20 protein-coding genes are annotated in these 22,898 nt (G+C 54.6%); 11 read left to right on the plus strand and 9 right to left on the minus strand.

The genetic code is table 11. The features are described from left to right. Positions 1-137: 137 nt before the first annotated feature. Positions 138-512 (minus strand): hypothetical protein, encoded by a 375-nt coding sequence (locus tag PN477_RS15060; RefSeq protein WP_272117872.1) that lies wholly within the window; start codon positions 510-512, stop codon positions 138-140. Between the two features lie 186 nt (positions 513-698). Between PN477_RS15060 and PN477_RS15065 the strand changes: the two genes are divergently transcribed. The 3 genes from PN477_RS15065 to dnaB are packed head-to-tail and all read left to right on the plus strand — an operon-like array spanning position 699 to position 7,145. Then, positions 699-3,941 (plus strand): valine--tRNA ligase, encoded by a 3,243-nt coding sequence (locus tag PN477_RS15065; protein WP_272117874.1) that lies wholly within the window; start codon positions 699-701, stop codon positions 3,939-3,941. Between the two features lie 33 nt (positions 3,942-3,974). Next, positions 3,975-4,424, plus strand: coding sequence for a hypothetical protein (locus PN477_RS15070; RefSeq protein ID WP_272117876.1), 450 nt, complete (start codon positions 3,975-3,977; stop codon positions 4,422-4,424). A 39-nt stretch (positions 4,425-4,463) separates the two neighbouring features. Next, positions 4,464-7,145, plus strand: a complete 2,682-nt coding sequence (dnaB, locus tag PN477_RS15075) for a replicative DNA helicase (protein WP_272117877.1) — start codon at positions 4,464-4,466, stop codon at positions 7,143-7,145. Positions 7,146-7,181: 36 nt separating this feature from the next. Here dnaB and PN477_RS15080 read toward each other — a convergent pair whose 3' ends face one another. The 3 genes from PN477_RS15080 to PN477_RS15090 all read right to left on the minus strand — a co-directional run bounded on the left by PN477_RS15080 (position 7,182) and on the right by PN477_RS15090 (position 9,940). Further along, positions 7,182-8,525, minus strand: a complete 1,344-nt coding sequence (locus PN477_RS15080; RefSeq protein ID WP_272147392.1) for a cytochrome c biogenesis protein — start codon at positions 8,523-8,525, stop codon at positions 7,182-7,184. Between the two features lie 87 nt (positions 8,526-8,612). Then, positions 8,613-9,227, minus strand: coding sequence for a cob(I)yrinic acid a,c-diamide adenosyltransferase (cobO, locus tag PN477_RS15085; protein WP_272117880.1), 615 nt, complete (start codon positions 9,225-9,227; stop codon positions 8,613-8,615). Continuing rightward, a complete protein-coding gene (locus PN477_RS15090) occupies positions 9,224-9,940 on the minus strand; it encodes an LmeA family phospholipid-binding protein (protein ID WP_272117900.1) in 717 nt (238 codons plus the stop codon). The genes cobO and PN477_RS15090 overlap by 4 nt, the downstream gene beginning before the upstream one ends. Positions 9,941-10,136: 196 nt before the next feature. Between PN477_RS15090 and PN477_RS15095 the strand changes: the two genes are divergently transcribed. Together PN477_RS15095 and PN477_RS15100 are read left to right on the plus strand one after the other, a co-directional pair. Beyond that, positions 10,137-10,934 (plus strand): pseudouridine synthase, encoded by a 798-nt coding sequence (locus PN477_RS15095; protein ID WP_272117901.1) that lies wholly within the window; start codon positions 10,137-10,139, stop codon positions 10,932-10,934. Then, entirely contained in the window at positions 10,928-11,737 is an 810-nt protein-coding gene (locus tag PN477_RS15100) for a helix-turn-helix domain-containing protein (protein ID WP_272117903.1), read from the plus strand. The genes PN477_RS15095 and PN477_RS15100 overlap by 7 nt, the downstream gene beginning before the upstream one ends. A gap of 43 nt (positions 11,738-11,780) precedes the next feature. On the opposite strand, the gene dnaG is transcribed toward PN477_RS15100, so the two are convergent. After that, positions 11,781-13,679 carry a DNA primase gene (dnaG, locus tag PN477_RS15105; protein ID WP_272117905.1) on the minus strand — a complete coding sequence of 633 codons (1,899 nt, stop codon included), beginning with the start codon at positions 13,677-13,679 and terminating at the stop codon, positions 11,781-11,783. Positions 13,680-13,810: 131 nt separating this feature from the next. Here dnaG and tftA point away from each other — a divergent pair, with 131 nt between their 5' ends. After that, positions 13,811-15,160 carry a hormogonium tapered terminus morphoprotein TftA gene (tftA, locus tag PN477_RS15110; protein ID WP_272117907.1) on the plus strand — a complete coding sequence of 450 codons (1,350 nt, stop codon included), beginning with the start codon at positions 13,811-13,813 and terminating at the stop codon, positions 15,158-15,160. A gap of 98 nt (positions 15,161-15,258) precedes the next feature. Here the strand turns inward: tftA and PN477_RS15115 are convergent, their stop codons facing one another. Continuing rightward, entirely contained in the window at positions 15,259-16,167 is a 909-nt protein-coding gene (locus tag PN477_RS15115) for a methylenetetrahydrofolate reductase (RefSeq protein ID WP_272117909.1), read from the minus strand. 70 nt (positions 16,168-16,237) lie between these two features. Then, the gene (gene trpS / locus PN477_RS15120; protein ID WP_272117911.1) at positions 16,238-17,248 is read right to left on the minus strand and encodes a tryptophan--tRNA ligase; all 1,011 of its coding nucleotides are present in this window, start codon (positions 17,246-17,248) and stop codon (positions 16,238-16,240) included. A 448-nt stretch (positions 17,249-17,696) separates the two neighbouring features. Here trpS and purB point away from each other — a divergent pair, with 448 nt between their 5' ends. From purB to PN477_RS15135, 3 genes are all read left to right on the plus strand, one after another. Then, positions 17,697-18,992: an adenylosuccinate lyase gene (purB, locus tag PN477_RS15125; protein WP_272117291.1), complete on the plus strand. Its 1,296-nt coding sequence runs from the start codon at positions 17,697-17,699 to the stop codon at positions 18,990-18,992. An 83-nt stretch (positions 18,993-19,075) separates the two neighbouring features. Then, on the plus strand, positions 19,076-19,321 hold the full coding sequence (locus PN477_RS15130; RefSeq protein WP_272117289.1) for a DUF1902 domain-containing protein: 246 nt from the start codon (positions 19,076-19,078) through the stop codon (positions 19,319-19,321). Next, complete coding sequence (locus PN477_RS15135) at positions 19,322-19,519, plus strand: type II toxin-antitoxin system HicA family toxin (RefSeq protein ID WP_272117287.1); 198 nt, start codon at positions 19,322-19,324, stop codon at positions 19,517-19,519. It begins immediately after the preceding gene. A 94-nt stretch (positions 19,520-19,613) separates the two neighbouring features. Here PN477_RS15135 and PN477_RS15140 read toward each other — a convergent pair whose 3' ends face one another. Both PN477_RS15140 and dusA read right to left on the minus strand, forming a co-directional pair. Beyond that, on the minus strand, positions 19,614-19,769 hold the full coding sequence (locus PN477_RS15140) for a PCP reductase family protein (RefSeq protein WP_272117285.1): 156 nt from the start codon (positions 19,767-19,769) through the stop codon (positions 19,614-19,616). Positions 19,770-19,810: 41 nt separating this feature from the next. Beyond that, complete coding sequence (gene dusA, locus PN477_RS15145) at positions 19,811-20,791, minus strand: tRNA dihydrouridine(20/20a) synthase DusA (RefSeq protein WP_272117283.1); 981 nt, start codon at positions 20,789-20,791, stop codon at positions 19,811-19,813. Positions 20,792-21,071: 280 nt separating this feature from the next. On the opposite strand from dusA, the gene PN477_RS15150 reads away from it, so the two are divergent. Together PN477_RS15150 and PN477_RS15155 are read left to right on the plus strand one after the other, a co-directional pair. After that, entirely contained in the window at positions 21,072-22,307 is a 1,236-nt protein-coding gene (locus tag PN477_RS15150; protein WP_272117278.1) for an LL-diaminopimelate aminotransferase, read from the plus strand. A 109-nt stretch (positions 22,308-22,416) separates the two neighbouring features. Beyond that, on the plus strand, positions 22,417-22,875 hold the full coding sequence (locus PN477_RS15155) for a DUF2214 family protein (protein WP_272117276.1): 459 nt from the start codon (positions 22,417-22,419) through the stop codon (positions 22,873-22,875). The last annotated feature ends 23 nt before the right edge of the window (positions 22,876-22,898 follow it).

The raw sequence follows: 22,898 nt of genomic DNA on the forward strand, positions 1-22,898 counted from the left end.
AGCTTAAATTCGTAAGTGAGAGACAGCATCGCTTTTGGAAGAGATTCCCCCTTATCCTAACTTTCCTACAGGACTAAGTCAACCCTGTAGGATTCGCTTCGCTCAGTTTTCTTGGTTGGTCAAAATTCATCTCACCGTTATAGCCGAAGGCTATAACGGGAGTCCTCTTTTGACACTTGAGATAGGGCGATGAAATAAAGCCCCACGAGCCAGCCGATCGCCAGGATGAGCAGGACACTGGCGATCGCCCAAATCACATTCGCAAAGGTCACCACACCCCGCAGTTTTTGCCAGAGGCTACGGGGATACTGTTGGGGATGGGTGCGGTAGTAGGTGCGCTGGGTGGCAGCCACCTCAGGGGTGAGGATGGCGCGGGCTTCGAGATCGTTGATCACCTCTAGGGCAGCGTCGCGGGTGATGGGGGCAGCGTGGGCGGCGGGGGGGAGGGCTGCCGACGACAGGGTGAGGAAAAAGACCATCACCAGCGTGAACACAGAACGGAGTCGGAACATGGGTAGAGGGTGGGGCGTGAATGGGATACTTGCATCTTGCAAACCGGGGCGAGGATTCTGGCGGGACTTAGGCCAGTTTGGCGATCGCCTCCGGTGATTTCCCTCCCTTTCACCGAAGAAGCGAAAGACCTGTGGCAAAATTGATAATACATTCGCGCAAAAATTATTCCTTTCACGCCATCCCGCATGACTGCTAGTATCCCGACCCTCGCTCCTCAGTACGATCCCAGCACCACTGAATCCAAGTGGCAAACCCATTGGGAAACTCAGCAGGTCTTTCATGCCCAACCCACCCCCGGCAAGGATAGTTTTAGTATTGTGATTCCGCCGCCCAATGTCACCGGACGGCTACACATGGGCCATGCCTTTAATACTGCCCTGATTGACACCCTGGTGCGCTACAACCGGATGCTAGGGAAAGATACCCTCTGTTTACCGGGAACCGACCACGCCAGTATTGCCGTGCAAACCATCCTTGAACGCCAACTGCGCGAGGAAGGGACAAACCGCGATCAAGTCGGGCGGGATGAATTTTTAAAACGGGCGTGGGAGTGGCGATCGCAATCCGGGGGTGCGATCGTCGATCAACTGCGCCGCCTTGGCCTCTCTGCCGACTGGAGCCGCGAACGTTTCACCCTAGACGAGACCCTCTGCGCAGCCGTGAGCACCGCCTTCGTCAAACTCTACGACGATGGGCTGATCTATCGCGGCAATTACCTCGTCAACTGGTGTCCCGCCTCCCAATCCGCCGTTTCCGACCTTGAAGTGGAACCCAAAGAGGTAGACGGCTACCTCTGGCATTTTCGCTATCCCCTCAGTAATGGTTCCGGCTTTGTGGAAGTGGCCACCACCCGCCCCGAAACGATGCTCGGCGATACGGCGGTGGCAGTGAACCCCAACGACGAACGTTATCAAGGCCTGATCGGGAAAATGCTCACCCTGCCGATTTTGGGGCGACAAATTCCTGTCATTGGCGATGAATTGGTTGATCCGGACTTTGGGACGGGCTGCGTCAAAGTCACCCCTGCCCATGACCCCAATGATTTCGAGATGGGGCAGCGCCACAAGTTACCGATGATCACGATCTTGAATAAAGACGGCACGATCAATCCGTTGGGGGGGAAATTTGCCGGACAGGATCGGTTTGAGGCGCGGCAAAATGTTGTCGCCACCCTTGACGAATTGGGCGCATTGGTGAAAGTCGAACCCTATCGCCACACGGTTCCCCATAGCGATCGCGGCAAAGTCCCCATCGAACCCCTCCTCTCCACCCAATGGTTTGTCAAAATTGACCCCCTCGCCCAAACCGCCCTCACCGAACTCGATCAAAACAACTCCCCTCAATTCGTCCCGGAACGGTGGACAAAGGTGTACCGCGATTGGCTCGTGCGGCTGAAGGATTGGTGCATTTCGCGGCAATTGTGGTGGGGGCATCAAATCCCCGCCTGGTACGTGGTCAATCACACCAACGGCAAAATCACCGACCAAACCCCCTTCATCGTGGCCCACAACGAAGCCGAAGCCTGGGAAAAAGCCAAGGCTCAGTATGGCGACGATGTGCAACTTGAGCGCGACCCCGATGTGCTCGATACGTGGTTTTCGTCGGGATTATGGCCCTTCTCGACCATGGGCTGGCCGAACGACACCGACGATCTCGCCGCCTATTTTCCCAATGCCACCTTGGTAACGGGGTTTGACATTATTTTCTTTTGGGTGGCGCGGATGACGATGATGTCCGGCTACTTGACCGGAAAAATGCCGTTTCAGGATATCTACATTCATGGGCTGGTGCGGGATGAGAACGGTAAGAAAATGTCAAAGTCCGCGAATAACGGCATTGATCCGCTGCTGTTGATCAATAAGTACGGGGCCGATGCCCTGCGCTACACCCTCATTAAAGAAGTGGCCGGGGCGGGACAAGATATTAGCCTCCAGTACGATCGCAGCACCGATGAATCCGAATCCGTCGAAGCTTCGCGCAACTTTGCCAATAAACTCTGGAATGCGGCGCGATTTGTGATGATGAATCTCGATGGTCAAACGCCTGCCGCCTTGGGTGTGCCCGATGCCTTGGCCTTGGAATTGAGCGATCGCTGGATTCTCTCCCGCTTCTACCACACCGTCACCCAAACCCGCGACTACCTCGAACAATACGGCCTCGGTGAAGCCGCGAAGGGCCTCTACGAATTCATTTGGGGTGACTTTTGCGATTGGTACATTGAACTGGTTAAACCCCGTCTCCGCGATGGGGCTGATCCTCAATCCCGCCACAGTGCCCAGCAAACCCTCGCCTACATCCTCGAAGGAACCTTAAAACTGCTCCACCCCTTCATGCCCCACATCACCGAGGAAATCTGGCAAACCCTCACCCAAGCCGACGGGGCCACCCTCGCACTGCAACCCTATCCCATAGTGGATGAAATCCTCGCCCAACAACCAGAGGAAGACCCCCCCAACCCCCCCATTGTCCCCCCGGCTGCATCGTCAGAAGAAACCGCAGCAGAACGCCCAGAGCCTGAGATCAAAATTCCAGTGCGCGAGGAATACGATAATCCGGTGATTCAATTCATCGCCGATCTTCCCTATTTCTTCAGTACCTTCACCACCCAAAATCAGCGACTCCTCCTCGCCGTGGCAATTATCGGGGTTGGGTTCGTGAGTCTGAAAGTTCTGGCGAGTCTGCTCAATACCCTCGATAAAATCCCGCTGATCGCCCCCGGTTTTCAACTGGTGGGCTTCGGGGTGATCACCTGGTTCGTGATCACACGCCTGCTGCGCAGTGAACCCCGCCGCAAGAGTTTGCAGCAGGTGCAAGACCTTTGGAAGAGTGCGATCGGGAATGTGGAAGAACAGTGGGCCAAAGTCACCCACAGTGAACCCAGCGCCCCCGCTGCCACTTCTGCCCCCGCCACTGCTTCCGTCCGTCCCTATACCTTGGTGAACCCCACCTTAGAAACGGACTTTGCCTTGCTGATTGGCACAATCCGCACGGTGCGCAATCTCCGCGCTGAAGCTGATATTAAACCCGGTGTCAATGTTCCGATTTTGCTCCAAAGTGACCAAGCCAGCGAGCGCGATATTCTCACCGCTGGCCGCTACTACATCCAAGCCTTAGCCAAGGGCGAAACCGTGACGATCACCTCGGCACTCTCTGAAGAATCCAGTAACCGCTCCTTTGGGAGTGTGTACGGGACGGTGCAGGTGCTGATTCCGTTGCAGGGCTTGGTGGATTTGGACGCATTGCGCGATAAGCTCACGAAGAAGTTAAGTAAAGTAGAGAAGGAGGCGGAAAGTCTGACGGGTCGCCTCAATAATGCTAATTTTGTCAATAAAGCTCCGGAGGAGGTTGTCGAGGGTGCGCGACTAACGTTAGCAGAAGCGAATAAGCAGGCCGAGATCCTTCGCGATCGCCTCATGCGCCTTCAATAACTGCCCCCTGTTCACCCCTGACTTATCGCCCGTATGTTGTATTTAGCCCAAGTGCGAAAATATTCAAGCGTAGACGGGATGGTGCTGGCTCTCTTAGCGGAGCAGACAGCGGAGCAAGCCTGGGTTGTGCAACCGGCTGAACCCTTGACCGTCCACCCGGATGATCTCCCCCCCATGACCCCCACTACACCGGGCATGTTAGTCCTTGTCGAACTGGATCACAATGCCAGTCCGGTACGCATTCGCGATGCCCAGGACTGGATGCTCAAAATGTTAACCTCTTTTTCGGACTACTCCAGTCGTCTCCACTGGCTCGAAGCCCAAGAAGATAAAATCGAACAGTGGCGACAGGAATTAACGATCAAGAGCCAGGAAATGAGTATTAAAAACCTGGAACTTGAAACCCGTCGCGAACGGTTTGAAGCGGAACAGGCGGAACTTGAACAACGCTGGCAGGCCATTCGCGATCAAGAAGAGGCTTAATCAATTCAACTGGGTATTGGACTGCGGGACACGATAATAATGGCTGATGATTTTACGGCGTTAAGTCATGCCCTGCCTCCCCAAAATGTGGAGGCAGAAGAGTCAATCTTAGGGGGGATTTTACTCGATCCGGAGGCCATGGGTCGGGTGGCGGATCTCTTAACGCCGGAGGCATTTTATAACTCGATTCACCGTCGTATCTATAGGGCGGCGTTAACGGTGCATCGCCAAGGCAAACCCACCGATTTGATGACGGTGACCAGTTGGCTCCAGGATCAGGGGGAGTTAGAGGGCATCGGCGGGACGGGAACCCTGGCGCAGTTGGTGGATCGCACGGTGTCGGCGGTGAATATTGACCGCTATGCAACGCTGATTGTGGATAAATATGTGCGGCGACAGTTGATCGCGGCCAGCTATGAGATTGCGGAGTTGGGCTACGATACGACCCAAGAGTTAGAGCAGGTGTTGGATCAATCGGAACAGAAGGTGTTCAGTTTGACCCAGGAGCGACCGCAACAGGGTTTGGTGCATATTTCCGAGTCCTTGATCCAAACCTTTGAGGAGATTGAAAACCAACAGGACGAGACAACGTTACCGGGGCTATCCTGCGGATTTTATGATTTGGATGCGATGACGAGCGGGTTTCAGCGATCGGATCTGGTGATTATTGCCGGGAGACCCTCAATGGGAAAATGCCTCACCGGGGATACGGAAATCGTTTTGGCGAACGGTGCGGTTCATACCCTGGCGGACATTTATCGTCACCAAACAGCGGAGTTATTGACGTTGGGCGACGATTGGCGATTCCATTGGACGCAGCCGTCGGTGTATGTGGATGATGGCATCAAGCCCGTTTTTGAGGTGAAAACCCGCACCGGGCGGCGGATTGAAACGACGTTATCGCATCCATTTTTGACAATCCAAGGATGGCGATCGCTCGCCCATCTCACCGTCGGCCAAAAAATCGCCGTCCCTCGTCATCTTCCCGTCTTCGGCACAACCCAAATTCCTGTAGAACAGATTCAATCATTCGTAACACCAAACCTTAAAACGATACCGCCGGTCATTTTTACCCTCAAAAAATCCCAAGTCGCACTATTTCTAACGTATCTTTTTGTTATTGATGGCTGGGCGATTGTTGTAAACCAGAATCAACCAAAAATTGGATATACCACAACAAGCGAAACCCTAGCCCGCCAAATTCAACATCTGTTGCTACGCTTTAATATTATCGCCCGTCTTAAAAATACGTCTCACGATCAGCATTATCCTGTGTGGCAACTCGATATTACGGATCGTCAATCATGCGGGATTTTCATCGCTGAAATGGGTCTTTTCGATCTAGAGATTGCCCTAGACCCAATCAATTTAGACGATCCAGAGATGCAGGCGATCGCGACGAGTGATGTCTATTGGGATGAAATTGTCGCCATTACGCCCAAAGGCAATAAACAAGTCTACGATTTAACCATTCCCGACCATCATAATTTTGTTGCCAATGATATTTGTGTTCATAACACCAGTTTTGCGCTCAACGTAGCGGCGAATATTGCCAAAATTCATCAATTGCCGATCGCAATTTTTAGCTTGGAAATGTCTAAAGAACAACTCGCCCAGCGGTTGCTTGCGGGGGAGGCGGCGGTGGAGAGTAATCGTCTGCGATCGGGGCGGATTGATTCAACGGAAATGGATCGGATCACGGCGGCCATTGGGACATTATCCGAATTGCCCATCTATATTGACGACAGTGCCACCCTGTCGGTGTTGCAGTTGCGATCGCAAGTTCGCCGCCTCCAAGCCGAGAAGAAAGGCCAAATCGGGGTAGTGCTGATCGACTATTTGCAACTGATGGAGGGAACGACGGACAACCGGGTACAGGAACTCTCGAAAATGACGCGATCGCTCAAAGGCCTCGCCCGTGAAGTGAATGCTCCGGTGTTGGTGCTGTCCCAACTGAGTCGCGGCGTGGAGTCCCGCACTAATAAACGCCCGATGATGTCGGATTTGAGGGAATGCGTCACGGGTGACACGTTGGTTTGTCTGGCTGATGGGCGGCGGGTTGCGATCGCAAATCTGGTGGGGCAAATGCCTGATGTGATCAGCATGAATGAGCATGGCCGCTTAATCCCAGCCAAAGCGGATTGTGTTTGGGAAGTGGGTGTTAAACCGGTGTTTGAACTCACCACCGTCAGCGGTCGCAAAATCAAAGCAACCGGAAAACATCGGCTCTACACCTTCAATGGGTGGCAATCAGTCCATGCCCTAAACGTTGGCGATCGCCTGGCTGTGGCTAACTCTATGCCGATGTTAGTTGCTGGTGAAATTAGTCACGTTGCAGTCACGCTGACCCGCGCTCGTGGGGACAGTAACGCGAATCGTCGCAGCAGAACGGGATTGCCAAAATACACCACATCAACGCTAGATTGGGACGAGATTGCTGCGATCAAACCTGTGGGGGCAGAACCTGTTTATGATCTGACCGTTCCTGGGCCAGCGTCGTGGCTGGCGGATGGAATTGTGTCTCATAACTCCGGAAGCATTGAGCAGGATGCAGATTTGATCTTGATGTTGTATCGCGATGCTTATTACAATCCGGATTCCCCCGATCGCAACGTGGCCGAAGCGATTATCGTTAAACACCGCAATGGCCCCACGGGGACGGTACGCCTCTTGTTCCGGCCGGAGTTGACCCAGTTTGAAAATTTGGCGGGTGAGATGTGAGGCGATCGCATTCGGCGTGATTCCCTTGTCCTCTGGTTAGCTAACCGTTGCGGTGGGTTGGGGATCGGGTTGGGCGGGGGTGGGTTCGAGGGATTCAATGATGCTGACCAGTTCGCGCTCAAAGAGAATGTGGGAGCGGTTGGTTTTGCCGCCGATGAAGAAGCGATCGCCCACCTGGAGGGCCCAAATTTGCGAATGGGACACATAGCTCATCACCACCCCCACCATTAACAGCCCAAACCCCGCATAGACCAAGGGCACACCGGGATCGGCCTTGATTTGCAGGCCCGTACTGCCGATCACCTTCACCACGCTTAAGCGCAGATCCTCATCCAATTGCAGCGCCGTTCCCTCCCGCACCGCACCGATGGGATTCCCATCCTGACCATAGACCAAGAGCAACCCCTGTAAATCCCGCGCCACCAAGGACACCCCCGCGCTCATGTCGGGCTTGGTGGGAACCCAGGTTCCCCAAAACCGACCACTGCTGCCGGTTTTCAAGGGAGCCATGGGCAATTGAAAAATGGGGCTATTGTTGACGCGCACCTGCACGCCGTCGATGCCCCAATTGGTTTGGTAGAGGGTGACACCGCGATGGCGTAGGGGATGGTTGACGGAAATGGTTTGGCGATCGCGCTCTTGACCCTCTTGATCCACCACCGACAAATCCGAATAAAACTGATCAATATTGCCCTCAGTGGTGTAGTCAATCCAGAACCGATTTACCTTGATTTCCCAATCGTGGGGGATCTGGGAGGCAGAAAACGGCCCCGCATCGATCACATTGGTGATCCCCCGTTGAGCACCGCTAGGGATCACTTCCTGGGCAAAAAAGCCACTCAACGACCCCCACACGGCCCCGGCCAGAATTAACAACATACTGACATGCACCACAATCGGGCCAATCTTGCCGATCAACCCCTTGCGGGCATAGAGTTGTTGGTCTGCTTGAAAGAGGGTGTAGCCCTTGGCGGTGAGGAGGGGGGCAAGGGTGGCGAGGGAGCCGCTGCTCAGTTCAGCACTGAGGGCGAGTTTTTCAAAGGCTTTGGGCTGGTCGTAGTAGTGCCAGCGGCGGGCGGTTTTGAGGGCGGGCCATTGACGCAGATAGCTGCAAGCGGTGAGGCTGGCGGCGAGTAAGACTAAGAGGGCGAGGAACCAGGGGGTACGGTAGACATGATCAAGGCCGAGCAAACCAATCACCCGCCAGGTGAGAAAACCGAAGAGGGCGGGGTGTTCGGGGTAGTTGCTTTGGTAGTAGCCGATGCTTTGGCCCTGTTCGATCACAGTGCCGCTGATGCTGAAGAGGGCGATCGCTAATAACAAGACAATGGCTAACCGCAGATCGGCCAAAATTCGGAGGCTTCGACGCAAAATCATCATGGGGCGAGGGAGGGTAAGGAGAGGAGGGCAGGGGGGCGAATCTCGATCCTAGCAAGATTCGCTCCCCTGCCGGTGCGATCGCGCCGGTTAAAATTCGAGGCCCGCTTGGGCTTTGATGCCCTGTTCTTTAAACGGGTGCTTGAGCAGGGTCATTTCCGTAGCCAGATCCGCCCGCTCAATCAAGGCCGCTGGCGCACCGCGTCCCGTCAGGATGACATGGGAATCTTCGGGTTTTTCGGCGAGTCCCGCCAAAACGGTGTCCACATCGAGATAGCCCAATTTCAGGGCAATATTCACTTCATCGAGGAGCACAAGCCGATAGGCGGGATCGCGGATGAACTCTAGGGCCGTGTGCCAGGCTTCTTGGGCTTTGGCGATGTCGCGATCGCGGTCTTGGGTATCCCAGGTAAACCCTTCCCCCATGGCCCGAAACACGAGTTGATCCCCAAAGCGTTCCAGCACCGCTTTTTCCGCCGGTTCCCACGCTCCTTTAATAAACTGCACGATCGCCACCTGATAGCCATGGCCCAGGGAACGCATCACCATCCCCAAGGCGGCCGTGGTTTTGCCCTTGCCGTTCCCGGTATGGACGATCACCAGACCTTTTTGGTTATTCGCTGCGGCGAGGCGTTCGGCTTGGACGGCCTGGCGACGCTGCATTTTTTGTTGGTATTGTTCCGCAGTTAACTGTTGCTCGGTCATGGGGTCTCTTCTGCTGGGGTGATGGTGAGGCCGCCGGTGAGGACAATCTGATCTGGCGCGATCGCTAGCTCATCGAGTTCCACCTGAGGCCCTAGGTCAATCGTAAAAGCTGGCAGACCCTGGGTAAAGCGATCCGTGCTCAGGGTGAGGGGATCTAAACAAAGGGTGTGGGGATCGCCCAAGCTTAACCCACCTTGCAGGGTAACGCTTCGGGGCGATTCGGTGGCGGCGGGGATTGCTCCCGCTAGGGTGAGTTGGCCTGCGTCAAGGGTGACATGATGCCAGGCGATCGCCTCTAGGGCTAAGTCATGCGGGTCATGGGCGGGGATCACCAGGGCTACGGCATCTCGGAGACCGGTGGCGAGGAGGTCGGAGCGAAGAGAGGCTTGTAAATCTGCCGCCGTGAGTCGCACTGATCCCCGCACCGGAACCGGTTCTAAGAGGCGAAACGGTTTGCCTTTGAGCATTTGCCCCACGTTGATCCGGATCATGGCTCCGGTTAAGCTGGCGTGGCGAATATGAATGCCTTGATAGCTGGCATGGTCGGCGCTGAGGGCAACATGGGGGATAAACCCGGTGAGCAGTTGGCGGTTTTTGCTGGTGATCTGCACCTGGAGGTTTTCGACGTGATCGAGTTGCGATCGCAACCACAATGACAAAGCCGGGGACAGAACATGACTCACCCAGGTTGATAGCGGCTGTTTAATCATCATTAAATTTGATTTACGGTGTTTGAATTGTGATTTTTCCTGATTTGTCAACCCAATTTAAGCGGAAATTGGCTGATTTACGATGCGAGTCCCACGACTGTTCCAGAAATCTTGTAATATTTGTACATAGTTAAAGTCCATACCGCGCTATAACTACAAACGTGAACCGTTGTACTGAATCAATGTCATTGCCGACTCTATGTCCGAACGAGTCCAGAAAATCTTGGCCCGACAGGGGAATGTTTCGCGGCGACAGGCAGAAGACCTCATCCGTGCCGGGCGCGTGTGCCTGAACGGTGAGGTCGTGGAACTCGGCCAAAAGGCTGATCCGGATTGCGATCGCCTTACCCTTGACGGTCAAGTCATCACAACGGCATCGGCCCCCACGCCCATCTACCTGTTACTCAATAAACCCCGTGGTGTCGTCTCCACCTGTCTTGATCCCCAAGGGCGACAAACGGTCATTGATTGTGTCACTCCTCCAGGGAAAACCCGTCCTCGCATTTATCCCGTCGGTCGTCTTGACGCAGACTCAACAGGTGCTATTCTACTAACGAATGATGGTGATTTGACCCTCAAACTCACCCATCCTCGCTATCATCTGCCCAAGACCTACCATGTTTGGGTCAAGGGTCAACCGAGTGCGAACAGTTTGCACCAGTGGCGCACAGGAGTCATGCTTAACCATCGCAAAACTCAGCCCGCTCAAGTGACTGTTCTCGACGTTACCCCCCAAAAAACGCGGCTCTGTATCATCTTGCACGAGGGTCGTAACCGCCAAATTCGTCGGGTTGCCGAACAATTGGGGTATCCCGTGGTCACCCTACACCGGGTTGCGATCGGGACGCTCAAACTCAACACCCCCCAGACCAAGCTTCTCGCACCGGGTCAGTATCGCACGGTCAGTTCCGCTGAGATTATGCAGCACTTGTTACCCAGTTCCTCGTCTTCTGCCTTCAACTTGCCGATCACTACTGCGGAGAATTCTGTATGCTAACCCCAAATAATCGCCTGACCTCCGACCAAGGGGAAAAGCTCAGAGAACTGGGTCTTTATCTCCACGAGGTGCGCAGTAAGCGATCGCTCTCCCTGGATGCACTGTCCACCAAAACCCGCATCCCCACGCGCTTGATCGAAGCGATCGAAACCGCCAACAGCGATGCACTGCCTGAACCCATCTACATTCGGGCCCTGATTCAGCGGGTTGGCGATGCCCTCCAGGTTAATGGAGCCGAATTAGCCGCCGCTTTTCCAGTGGAAACCACACTCCAATCGATCAAACCCACCTGGAAGCCGGTGTCGTCCTCACAGTTGCGCCCCTTTCACATGTACATGGTGTACATCATTGTCTTGATTGGCGCTGTGAGTGGTTTGTCTCTTTTGATTCGTCCCCCGGCTGCCAATGTGGCCCAAGACGCTGACCCCCCGACGGAAACGACCGCGAACGACACCTCCCCCACCCAACCTGTGGCGGATGTCCAAGATACCGCTGTGAATACATCGGATGAACCGCCCCAACAGCAGACAGAAACCCAGATTTCCAGCGATCAAGTGGTGGTCTCGATGACCCTTCAGGATGATTGTTGGTTGCGGGTGGTGGCCGATGGCAGTGTGGTTTTTGAAGGGACACTCCCCAAAGGGGAAAAACGGACTTGGGAAGCGAAAGAGCAAATCACGGTGATGGCGGGGAATGCTGGCGGCGTGGTGGTTGCGATTAATAATGAAGAAGCGAAGCCGTTGGGGAATCCGGGATCGGTGGAAACCGTCACCTATCGCCCCCCTACGGAAGCCCCCTCTTAAACAAATATCCTGCTCCATCGACTTGCAGGCTGCAACGGTGGAATTATTCTGGGGCAAGCTCGATCACGTCGAGGAGGGAGGCGCAGCGTTGTTGATCGAGTTCGCGGATTTTTTGATCGTTGCGGTAGAACTCGTTGAGATAGTAGGCGTGGGTTTCGGGATCGGTTTGGGGATCGAGGGTTTGCCAGTGGTGGAGGCAGTAGGTGCGGTTTTTTTCGTAGCTGACTCGTTCAAGGGAGGCGATCGCAGCTTTCACCAAAAGTCCTGCCCGTTCAATGTCGCGGCGGCGATGTTCGCTGAGGTGGAACAGGTGTTGCACGTTGTCGAGGGATTGCTCGGCCTGGAGGGCTTGGGCTTGGAGGGCTTGGATGAGGCGGGGGTTGCGCTGGTCGGGGTCGAGGGTGAGGATCTGTTGCCACAGTTGGCGGTGATGGGAAAGGCTGAACATCAGATCGCGCTGATCGAGGTCAGCAATGATCGTTGGGCGTTGGCCAGGGCAGTGGAGATAGAGAAAGAGCAGGAGTTCTTCGGCCCGTTCGAGGAGGTTGCGATCGCTCCGTTTTTGGGGTTGGAGGCGCGATCGCTTCGGGCTGCGCAGTTGACTCCCTAGGTCTTGGCTATAGCGGAGGATGAGGCGGCGATCGCCCTGGCCGAGTTTTTCTGCACAGATGTTTAAGTAATAGGTGCGCTTTTGGGGATCAGCAATTTTTTGTAACAGTTTCAGCATCCCTTGGGCCGCCTGTTCAAACTGATCCGCCTGGTTTAAATCCAACCCCTGCACCACCTGCTCCAATTGCCAATCCAACCAAAGGGGAGCCGTTTGCAGTTGGTGGCGATATTGCTCCACCGCATCGGGTCGAGAGAGCAAAAACTCGTCGGCATCTTTCCCCCCCGGTAAATTGAGAATCCGGAGTTGAATCTGGCCGGTATAAACGAGGGTTTCAACTTCGCGGATGGCGCGTTCGGTGGCTTTGCGACCTGCTGCGTCGGCATCAAAATTGAGGACGATCTGTTTGGAGTCGGTGTAGCGGGAGAGGTGTTTGAGTTGGGCTTCTCCAAGGGCTGTGCCTAAGGCGGCGACGGCCTGCTCAATCCCAGCGGCATGGAGGGCAATCACGTCAAAATAGCCTTCGACGAGGACGGCTTGATCCTGTTGGGCGATCGCTTTCTTCGCCCGATCCAAGCCGTAGAGGGTTTGGCCTTTGCTGAACACCTCCGTTTCTGGGGAGTTGAGGTATTTCGGTTCATCGTTGCCCAGGGTGCGACTGCCGAACCCGATGATCCGCCCCTGGTGGTCAGCAATGGGGATCATGAGGCGATCGCGAAAATAATCATAATACCCCTCCCCCTGTTTGCGGGGCCGCACCAGCCCCGCCTGTTCCACCAACAACACCGGATAACGCTTCCCCTCCACCAAATACCGATACAGCGCCTCCCACCCCCCCGGCGCATAGCCCAGGCCGAAGGTTTGGATCGTCTGATCACTAAGGCGGCGTTTTTCCGTCAGGTAGGTGAGGGCGATTTCACCCTCTGGCTGGCGGAGGGCGTGCTGATAAAAACTAGCAGCGATCGCCAAAATCTCGTAAAGCTGTTCCCGTAGGGATAGCTGCCGCTGGAGTTCCTGACGCTTCTCCGGTGCGAGGGTTTTAATCGGCACTTGATACCGTTCCGCCAAGCGCAGCACCACATCCACAAAAGACTGCTGCCCCACCTCCATCAAAAACTTAATCGCGCCGCCCCCCGCCCCGCAACCAAAGCAGTAATACAGTTGCTTCGTGGGCGAGACGCTAAAACTCGGTGTTTTCTCATCATGGAACGGGCAGAGGCCAAGATAGTCCTTCCCTTGCTTCTTGAGCACCACATGCTCCCCCACCACGTCGAGAATATCGGCGCGATCTTCCACATCTTGAATCGTATCGGGATGAAGGCGAGGAATATCCATGAGAACCGCAAAAGGGGAAAAAAGCCGAAAATCTCTGAGTTTCCAGCCAAAAGATCATAGACTAGCGGAGAGCTGGCTATTCTGTATTATTAACTTGAGTTGATTGCTTTAAAGGAACAGAGCGAAGGATTATGGGTAGGATTTTTGTTTCAGCAGGACATGGTGGCTTGGAAAATAATGGGTGGGACCCTGGCGCGTTGGCGGGGGGAACCACCGAAGCTCAACAGATGATCTTACTGCGAGATGTGATTGTACCGGAGTTGCGATCGCGCGGCTTTGAAGTGCTCTCCGTCCCCGATACCCTCAGTCTCGACCAAAGCATTAGTTGGATCAACTCCCGCGCCCGTTCCGGGGATGTGGCGATCGAAATCCATGGTGATTCCTACTCTAACCCCACCGCTCGCGGCGCAACGGCCTACTACATCGCCGGCAACGCCGAACGGAAAAAGCACGGCGACATGATCCTCCTCGCCTTGATCCGGCGTTTGCCCCAGCTTCCCAGTCGCGGCTCCAAACCCGACACCGCCACCGGCGTGGGCCGCTTAGGCATCTGTCGTCAGATCGCGATCCCGTCCCTCCTCCTCGAAGTGGGCTTTCTCAGCAATCCAGACGATCGCGCCCTTCTCCTCAACCGTCGCCGCGACATGGCCCTCGGCATTGTCGATGGTCTCGAAGCCTGGAGCCGCGACATCAACGGCAAAGCCCCCAGCCTCGAACAAAGTCACCCCGTCGTCAATATCCGCATCAACGGGCAAAACTACGGCGAGCAAGGCATTTTAGTCAACAGTAACGGCTTCATTCCCGTTGACTTGGTGGATCGCCTGGGGGTCAACCTCACCCAGCGCCCCGAAATTCGCCTCGTTCAATATCGCGGCGTGGTCTATGTGAAAGCGATCGAACTGCGGGAATTCAACATCAACGTCGGTTGGGAAAATAGCACCCGCACTGTCGTGCTCCGCTCCATCTCCCAAATTTGCCCCGGTCTGTTTGACCGCATCATCGGCCAGGGCAACACCTCCGAGGTGCAACTGATTATGTTCCTCAAGGCCAACAACGAAAACGCCCTCGCCGAATTCCCCGACCTGCCCAAACTCTACCGCGAAGAAGCCGCCATCGAAGGAATCAGCTACGACATTGCCTTCTGTCAAATGTGCCTGGCAACCAATTTCCTCCGGTTCGGCGGTGATATTAAACCCTCCCAAAACAACTTTGCCGATCTCGGTGCGGTGGGGGGCGGTGCGCAAGGGGCGACCTTCCCCAGTGCCCAAATCGGGGTTCGCGCCCACATTCAACACCTCAAGGCCTACGCCAACCTAGAACCCCTCGTGCAGGACGTGGTTGATCCCCGGTTCCGGTTTGTGACGCGGGGGATTGCGCCTTTGGTGGATCAATTGTCGGGGCGATGGTCGTCTGATCCCCAATACGGCCAAAAGATTCTCGCGATTCTCCGCCGTCTTTATGAGTCTGCTGATCTGCTGTAAGGGTTGCGGGGCAAGGGGCTTAAGCCCCTTGTCTATGTTCTGCTGTAAGGGTTGCGGGGCAAGGGGTTTAAGCCCCTTGTCTATGCGAGGCAGTGGCGTTAAACGTAGGTGGGAATTTGATCGTGGATGGGGGCGATCGCGGCCTGATCTAAAATTTGCGGAATCAGATCCTCGCGGCGTACGGCCATCAAATGCACCCCATGACAAAGGTTTTGGGCCAGTTTCACCTGTTCGGCGGCAATTTTAACCCCTTCCTGGAGTGGGTCAGCGGCGGCGGCGAGGCGATCAATGGTGGCTTGAGCAATCTGGACACCGGGCACACAGCGATTAATGAAATTTGCATTTTTAGCCGATTTCAACAGGAAAATTCCCGCCAAGACCGGACGATTCAACGGAGCGGCGATTTCCGTCATAAACCGTTCCAAACAGTGAAAATCGCTGATTAACTGACTTTGAAAAAACTGCGCCCCGGCTTCGACTTTATGCTCAAACCGCCGTTGCAGACTTTTCCAACTGTGGATTTGAGGGTCAACCGCCGCGCCGGGAAACAGATCCAAATGACCATCGGTGAGTTTTTTATCGTTGTAGTCGAAACCGTCGTTGAGTTTGTGGATCAGTTTCAAGAGGCGCACAGATTCTAGATCGAAGACACTGCGGGCGCGGGGATGATCGCCTGCTTTGACGGGATCACCCGTGAGGGCGAGAACATTGGTTAATCCCAGGGCATGAGCACCCATCAGATCCGCTTGCAGGCCGATGACGTTGCGATCGCGACAGGCCACCTGATAGATCGGTTCAATGTCCGCCTGTTTCAAAATTAACGACGCAGCCAAGGACGACATCCGCAACACCGCCCGACTGCCATCGGTGACATTGACGCTATGGACACGCCCCTGTAAACACTGCGCCATCTTGAGCATGTGACTCGGATCGCCTCCCTTGGGGGGCATCACTTCAGCGGTAATTAAAAATTCATTCTGTTCAATGGCGCGACGTAAACGGGACATTTATTTTTTTCAGGGGATGAGGATCAATAAAACTTAATTAAGTCTTAATGATAATCCTGTTTGCTGGCGATTAAAGGGGCACGGAAAAACCCATCGCGGCTTTAACCTTGGCCAGGACGTGATTGGCGCTCGCTGCGGCTTTTTCCCGTCCATCGCGGAGAATAGCATCAAGGGCGGCGCGATCGCTCATAATCTCGCTGTATTTTTCCTGGATCGGTCGCAGGGCCTCCACCGTCGTTTCGGCTAACAGGGGTTTAAATTGTCCCCAGCCCATCTCGGCACAGTCCGCCGCCACGGCCTCGCGGGATTGACCGGAGAGGAGATGATAAAGGGTGAGCAGGTTGTGACATTCGGGGCGATCGGGGTTGTCGAATTCGAGGCCCTTGGTGGGGTCAGTTTTGCAGCGTTTGATTTTTTTCGTGATCACCTCCGGCGGGTCAAGGAGGCTAATCCGGCTCAGGTCTGAGGGGTCAGATTTAGACATTTTTTTCGTGCCATCGGTGAGGCTCATCACCCGCGCCCCGGCTTTCTGAATCAGGGGTTCCGGCATTTTAAGCACCGAATTTTCGCCCGTGCCAAATTGATCGTTAATCCGAATCACCAGATCGCGGGTCAGTTCAATATGTTGCTTTTGGTCTTCCCCCACGGGCACAAGGTCGGCATCGTACAGCAGAATATCCGCCGCCATTAACACCGGATAATCCAGCAGGCCAACGCTGACATTTTCCCCCTGTTTGACGGCTTTTTCTTTGAACTGGATCATCCGTTCGAGCCAATTTACCGGGGTGATGCAGTTGAGGAGCCAGGCGAGTTCGCTATGGGCGGCGATGTGGGATTGAATGAAAATTGTGGAATGGCTGAGATCAATGCCACAGGCGAGATAGAGGGCAGCGATCGCATAGGAATTATCCGCCAACACCTTGGGATCATGGGGCACGGTTATCGCGTGGAGATCCACCACACAAAAATAATTATCGTACTGGTCTTGGGCGTTCACCCAGTTCCGAATCGCCCCTAAATAATTGCCTAAGTGTAGATTTCCGGTGGGTTGCACCCCAGAGAGTACCCGCTGTTTCGCCATGATCAATTCTGTATCGCTTGCGCGTTTGCCCCTTGTATTATGCCAGGATTAGGACGAATTGTTGGCCAGCGTCAGCTCTAGCCCTCACCCAACCCTCTCCCCCAGGCGAGGGCATTTAACTCCCTTCTCCCACGGGAGAAGGGCCGGGGATGAGGGCGAAACATCGCTTCTGTCCCTCACCCAACCCTCTCCCCCAGGCGAGGGCATTTAACTCCCTTCTCCCGTGGGAGAAGGGCCGGGGATGAGGGCGAAACATCGCTTCTGTCCCTCACCCAACCCTCTCCCCCAGGCGAGGGCATTCAACTCCCTTCTCCCGTGGGAGAAGGGCCGGGGATGAGGGCGAAATCACCAACAGCCATCTAAAAAATGAATCGAGGAAAAGGGTGGGAAGCGTTGCCCTGGGAATAGTAAAATTAACAGGCTGTATTGAGTTGATGGAAGACAGACTGTGATTGAACGCTACACCCTGCCAGAGATGGGGCAACTATGGACAGATGCCTACAAGTTTAAAACATGGCTACAAGTGGAAATCGCAGTCTGTGAAGCTCAGGCAGAACTGGGTTACATTCCCGCCGAGGCCGTAGAGGAGATTAAGGCCAAGGCAGATTTTGACCCCGATCGCATCCTCGAAATTGAGGCCGAAGTGCGCCATGATGTGATCGCCTTTTTGACGAATGTGAATGAATATGTGGGCGATCCCGGTCGCTATATTCATCTGGGGATGACCAGTTCTGATGTACTGGATACGGGGTTGGCCTTGCAGATGGTGGCGAGTCTGAATCTGATTTTGGAAAAGGTGGAAGAACTCACCCAGGCGATTCGCTACCAAGCCCAGGAACATCGCTATACGGTGATGGTAGGGCGTTCCCATGGGATTCACGCCGAGCCGATTACCTTTGGGTTTAAGTTGGCGGGCTGGTTGGCGGAGGTGCTGCGGGGGCGCGATCGCCTCGTGCATTTGCGCGAAGAAATTGCCGTCGGGAAAATTTCCGGCGCGGTGGGAACCTATGCGAATCTTGATCCCCGTGTGGAAGCGATCGCCTGTCAAAACCTCGGCCTCACCCCCGACACTGCCTCAACTCAGGTGATTTCGCGCGATCGTCACGCCCAATTCCTCCAACAACTCGCCCTCCTCGCCGCCTCCCTCGAACGCTTCGCCGTCGAAATCCGCAACCTCCAACGCACCGACGTTTTAGAAGTAGAAGAATTCTTCTCCAAAGGGCAAAAAGGCTCCTCCGCCATGCCCCACAAGCGCAACCCGATCCGCTCCGAACGCCTCACCGGCATGGCCCGGATCATTCGCGGCAACGCCATGGCGGGCCTCGAAAACGTCGCCCTCTGGCACGAGCGCGACATTTCCCACAGTTCCGTCGAGCGCGTCGTCATGCCCGATAGCTGCATCCTCACCCATTTCATGCTCAACGAAACCACCAAGTTAATCCAAAATCTCTTGGTCTACCCTGAAAACATGAAGCGCAACATGAACGTTTACGGCGGCGTGATCTTCAGTCAGCGCGTCCTCCTCGCCCTCGTGGAAAAGGGCATGAACCGGGAGGAGGCCTATCGCGTCGTTCAAGGCTGCGCCCACAGTGAATGGAACGTTGAAGGCGGCGATTTCCGCAAACAAGTGGAAGCCAGCGCGGTGATCAATCAACACCTCTCCCCGGACGAAATCGCCGCCTGTTTCGACCCCCAACACCATCTCCGCTACCTCGATGAGGTCTACCAACGCCTGGCAATTTAGTCGTTTGAACCGTCAAAATCCGTCGCTCAGGGTAGGACAGCAATGTTAAAAATAGGGTGTTTACTGTCAATCATCGGAGACAGATGCAGCAATTAACCTGTCAGATTCAGGCAATGTGGGATTCAGAAGCACGGGTTTGGGTCGCCACCAGTGATGATGTACCGGGTCTGGCCACAGAAGCCGACACTCTAGACATCCTCACACTGAAGTTGCGTGAGATGGTTCCTGAGCTATTACGTCTGAATGCGGTACTGACGGATGATCCAGCCCACGCGATATCCATCGTGTTAAATAGCCACCGTGAGGACAGAATCGAGGTAATGGCGTAAATGGCGAAGTCGTTTACACCAGAGGTAAAGCGATTGTTAGTGCAGGCGGGTTGTGTTTTAAAACGCCAGGGTAAAGGCGATCATGAAATTTGGTTTAGCCCACTGACGCAGCGTAATTTTGTCGTGGATCAGACCATTAAGTCTCGGCATACTGCCAATGCAGTGCTGAAGCAGGCGGGTTTAGAGAAAACATTCTGATATTTAGATCGCCCTCGGAAAGCGTTTAAAAATTGAATTGGTAGAAGCGGAGTAATTCTCAACACCGGGTTAGGGTGTGGAACAAGGGCGATCGCTAATTAAACTTCGCCTTGGCTTGGGCGTAAATTTCCGGCGTGATCAGGGTTTCACCGGCCTCGGCTGCAAATTTTTCGATTTTCTTGCGGGCGGCTGGACGCACAAAAAAGGGAATCTCTTTGAGTTTGGCTTCGGCGGCTTCAGTCCATTCCATCGGGGTTTTGGGGCATGAGAAGTTATGGGTTTAATTATGACTCAAACGGGTTCAGGCTGCGGCACAAGGGCGATCGCATTTGTCACCACCTCAACCCCCGCGCCCGGTTGGTAGGCCTGCTCAGTGATGTAGCGTTTCCAGGCTTTCGTACCGGGTTGGCCGCTGAAGAGTTGCAGCAGGTGGCGGGTGATGTGGCTGACTTTGTGACCCTGGGCGACCCAATCTTCAATGTAGGGGAGCATGGCTTCGATCACCTGATGGCGGGAGGGGATCGGGTAGGGATCGTGAAAGAAGGCGCGATCGCACTCCGCAAATAAATAGGGATTGTCATAGGCCGCCCGGCCAATCATTACCGCGTCCACATGATCGAGATGGTCGTGAATTTGGGCGTGGGTGGTGATGCCGCCGTTGATTTCAATGGTCAGGTGGGGGAAATCCTGTTTGAGTTGATAGACGCGATCGTATTGGAGGGGGGGAACCGTGCGGTTTTCCTTGGGGCTGAGACCTTGGAGCCAGGCTTTACGGGCGTGGACGCTGAATTGTTCACAGCCCGCATCGGCCACGGTTGCGACAAATCGGGTTAAATCTGCGTAGCGATCGCAATCATCCACCCCGATCCGATGCTTCACCGTAATCGGCAACGACACCGCCCGCCCCATCGCCGTCACCGCCGCCGCCACCAATTCCGGCTGCTGCATCAAACAGGCCCCAAAATTCCCACTCTGCACCCGACTACTGGGGCAACCCACGTTTAAATTCACCCCGTCATAGCCCCAGTCCGCCGCAATCCGCGCACATTCGGCCAAATCTTGGGGATTATCGCCGCCTAACTGCAAAATTAGCGGGTGTTCAGCGGGGTGAAAATCGAGGAGTTTGGCGCGATCGCCGTGGAGAATCGCCGCCGTTGTCACCATTTCCGTATAGAGCAGAGTGCGGCGGGAGATTTGGCGCAGGAAATACCGATAGTGGCGATCGGTGCGCTCCATCATCGGCGCAACACTGACGGGATAAACAACGGACATCACAATTTCAGCAACTCTGCCTTAACAGTGTAGCGGAGGGCGATCGCCTCCCCCACTTTCCCCACTTTCCCCAATTTACAATTGACCATGGCGCAAATTCTCACGGCCAGCCAACTCCATCGCTGGTGAGTTCCGGTGAGCGATCGGGTGGCGCGATCCAACTCCAACCCGGATCAATCGCGCAGAGGGCATGAGGCTAACACGACGGGCGATTCTGTTGCGACAGAAAACGAGATACAGTGAGTAACACGGCTTTTTTGCACTCAACGCACCCATCCACATGGTCAAAATTAACGAAAATTATCTCAAACTGAAAGCGGGGTATCTTTTCCCAGAAATTGCCCGCCGCGTCGCCACCTTCACCGAGGCGAACCCCGATGCCCCGATCATTAAACTGGGGATTGGCGATGTCACCGAACCCTTACCGGAAGCCTGCCGCGCTGCGATGACTGCCGCCGTGGAGGAAATGGGCGATCGCGCCACCTTCAAAGGCTACGGGCCGGAACAGGGTTACGCTTGGTTGCGGGAAAAAATCGCCGCCCACGATTTCCAAGCGCGGGGCTGTGACATTGATGCCTCAGAAATTTTCATCTCCGACGGCTCGAAGTGCGACACCGGGAACATCCTCGACATTTTCGGCAAGGATAATGCGATCGCCGTCACCGATCCCGTCTATCCCGTCTATGTGGATACAAACGTGATGGCGGGGCATACTGGCGATGCCACCGAAAGCGGCAAATATGGCGGTTTGGTCTATCTTCCGGTCACCGCTGAAAACAATTTCACCGCTGAAATTCCCACGGAAAAAGTAGACCTGATCTATCTCTGTTTTCCCAACAACCCCACCGGAGCCACCGCCACCAAAGAGCATCTCAAAGCCTGGGTAGATTATGCCAATAGTCACGGCTCGATTATCTTCTTTGATGCCGCCTATGAGGCTTTTATTACTGATCCGGAACTCCCCCACTCCATTTATGAAATAGAAGGCGCTCGCACCTGCGCGATCGAGTTTCGTTCCTTCTCCAAAAATGCCGGATTTACCGGGACTCGTTGCGCCTTAACCGTCGTACCCAAATCCCTCACTGTCACCGCTTCTGATGGGTCTGTTGTCGAACTCCATAAACTCTGGAATCGCCGCCAATCCACCAAATTTAACGGCGTATCCTACATTATCCAACGGGGAGCCGAAGCTGTTTATTCTGAAGCGGGTCAAGCGCAAACAGAAGCATTAGTGAGCTTCTATTTAGAGAATGCCACAATCATTCGGGAACAACTCACCGCCGCCGGATTAAGCGTCTATGGTGGTGTGAATGCGCCCTATGTTTGGGTGAAAACGCCCCAAAGTTTATCGAGTTGGGACTTTTTTGATAAACTCCTCCAGACGGTGAATGTAGTCGGTACACCTGGCTCCGGTTTTGGGGCAGCGGGTGAGGGCTATTTCCGGATTTCGGCGTTTAATAGTCGGGCCAATGTGGAAGAAGCGATGCAGCGGATCACGACTAAATTCAAAGTGTAATTTTTATCTATCTCAGACAAGGGGCTTAAGCCCCTTGCCCCTTGATCCAATCCCTTGCTCGTTCATTAGCCCCTTACCCATTGATTCATAATTTTGGAATGTTGATCCTATGCCATTAAACAGTGCGATCGCAGCCTATATCCATTACCTCAGTTTTGCCCTCATTTTTGCATCCTTAACCCTCGAACATCAAACCTTTAAACCAGAATTAACCGTTAAAGAAGGCTGGCGGATGATTATCGCTGACACCCTCTACGGGATTGCGGCGATCGCAATTCTCGTCACCGGGGCGTTGCGGGTGATGTACTTCGGCCAAGGCCCCAGTTTTTACAGCCAAAATCCGATTTTTTGGGTGAAAATTGGCATTTTTATCGCCGTGGGTTTGCTATCCCTCTATCCCACGATTTCCTATCTCCGGTGGGTGAAAGGGTTACGGGCAGACACGGCCCCCGTGATTGGTGAAACTCAAGCGAAGGTGATTACAGGAATTATCCGAGCGGAGTTGTTAGGTTTCGCGCTAATCCCTCTGTTTGCGTCGTTAATGGCGCGAGGGATTGGGTTGACGTGATGTGAGGAAAAAAAGCCCCTGGA

Source organism: Spirulina subsalsa CS-330 (assembly GCF_028330765.1).
Classification (GTDB): Bacteria; Cyanobacteriota; Cyanobacteriia; order Cyanobacteriales; family Spirulinaceae; genus Spirulina; species Spirulina subsalsa_A.

Excerpts from the sequence above, each read along its gene's own strand:
- PN477_RS15060 (WP_272117872.1), bottom strand. The coding sequence starts at position 512 with ATGTTCCGACTCCGTTCTGTGTTCACGCTGGTGATGGTCTTTTTCCTC.
- PN477_RS15065 (WP_272117874.1), top strand. The coding sequence starts at position 699 with ATGACTGCTAGTATCCCGACCCTCGCTCCTCAGTACGATCCCAGCACC.
- PN477_RS15070 (WP_272117876.1), top strand. The coding sequence starts at position 3,975 with ATGTTGTATTTAGCCCAAGTGCGAAAATATTCAAGCGTAGACGGGATG.
- dnaB (WP_272117877.1), top strand. The coding sequence starts at position 4,464 with ATGGCTGATGATTTTACGGCGTTAAGTCATGCCCTGCCTCCCCAAAAT.
- PN477_RS15080 (WP_272147392.1), bottom strand. The coding sequence starts at position 8,525 with ATGATGATTTTGCGTCGAAGCCTCCGAATTTTGGCCGATCTGCGGTTA.
- cobO (WP_272117880.1), bottom strand. The coding sequence starts at position 9,227 with ATGACCGAGCAACAGTTAACTGCGGAACAATACCAACAAAAAATGCAG.
- PN477_RS15090 (WP_272117900.1), bottom strand. The coding sequence starts at position 9,940 with ATGATGATTAAACAGCCGCTATCAACCTGGGTGAGTCATGTTCTGTCC.
- PN477_RS15095 (WP_272117901.1), top strand. The coding sequence starts at position 10,137 with ATGTCCGAACGAGTCCAGAAAATCTTGGCCCGACAGGGGAATGTTTCG.
- PN477_RS15100 (WP_272117903.1), top strand. The coding sequence starts at position 10,928 with ATGCTAACCCCAAATAATCGCCTGACCTCCGACCAAGGGGAAAAGCTC.
- dnaG (WP_272117905.1), bottom strand. The coding sequence starts at position 13,679 with ATGGATATTCCTCGCCTTCATCCCGATACGATTCAAGATGTGGAAGAT.
- tftA (WP_272117907.1), top strand. The coding sequence starts at position 13,811 with ATGGGTAGGATTTTTGTTTCAGCAGGACATGGTGGCTTGGAAAATAAT.
- PN477_RS15115 (WP_272117909.1), bottom strand. The coding sequence starts at position 16,167 with ATGTCCCGTTTACGTCGCGCCATTGAACAGAATGAATTTTTAATTACC.
- trpS (WP_272117911.1), bottom strand. The coding sequence starts at position 17,248 with ATGGCGAAACAGCGGGTACTCTCTGGGGTGCAACCCACCGGAAATCTA.
- PN477_RS15130 (WP_272117289.1), top strand. The coding sequence starts at position 19,076 with ATGCAGCAATTAACCTGTCAGATTCAGGCAATGTGGGATTCAGAAGCA.
- PN477_RS15135 (WP_272117287.1), top strand. The coding sequence starts at position 19,322 with ATGGCGAAGTCGTTTACACCAGAGGTAAAGCGATTGTTAGTGCAGGCG.
- PN477_RS15140 (WP_272117285.1), bottom strand. The coding sequence starts at position 19,769 with ATGGAATGGACTGAAGCCGCCGAAGCCAAACTCAAAGAGATTCCCTTT.
- dusA (WP_272117283.1), bottom strand. The coding sequence starts at position 20,791 with ATGTCCGTTGTTTATCCCGTCAGTGTTGCGCCGATGATGGAGCGCACC.
- PN477_RS15150 (WP_272117278.1), top strand. The coding sequence starts at position 21,072 with ATGGTCAAAATTAACGAAAATTATCTCAAACTGAAAGCGGGGTATCTT.
- PN477_RS15155 (WP_272117276.1), top strand. The coding sequence starts at position 22,417 with ATGCCATTAAACAGTGCGATCGCAGCCTATATCCATTACCTCAGTTTT.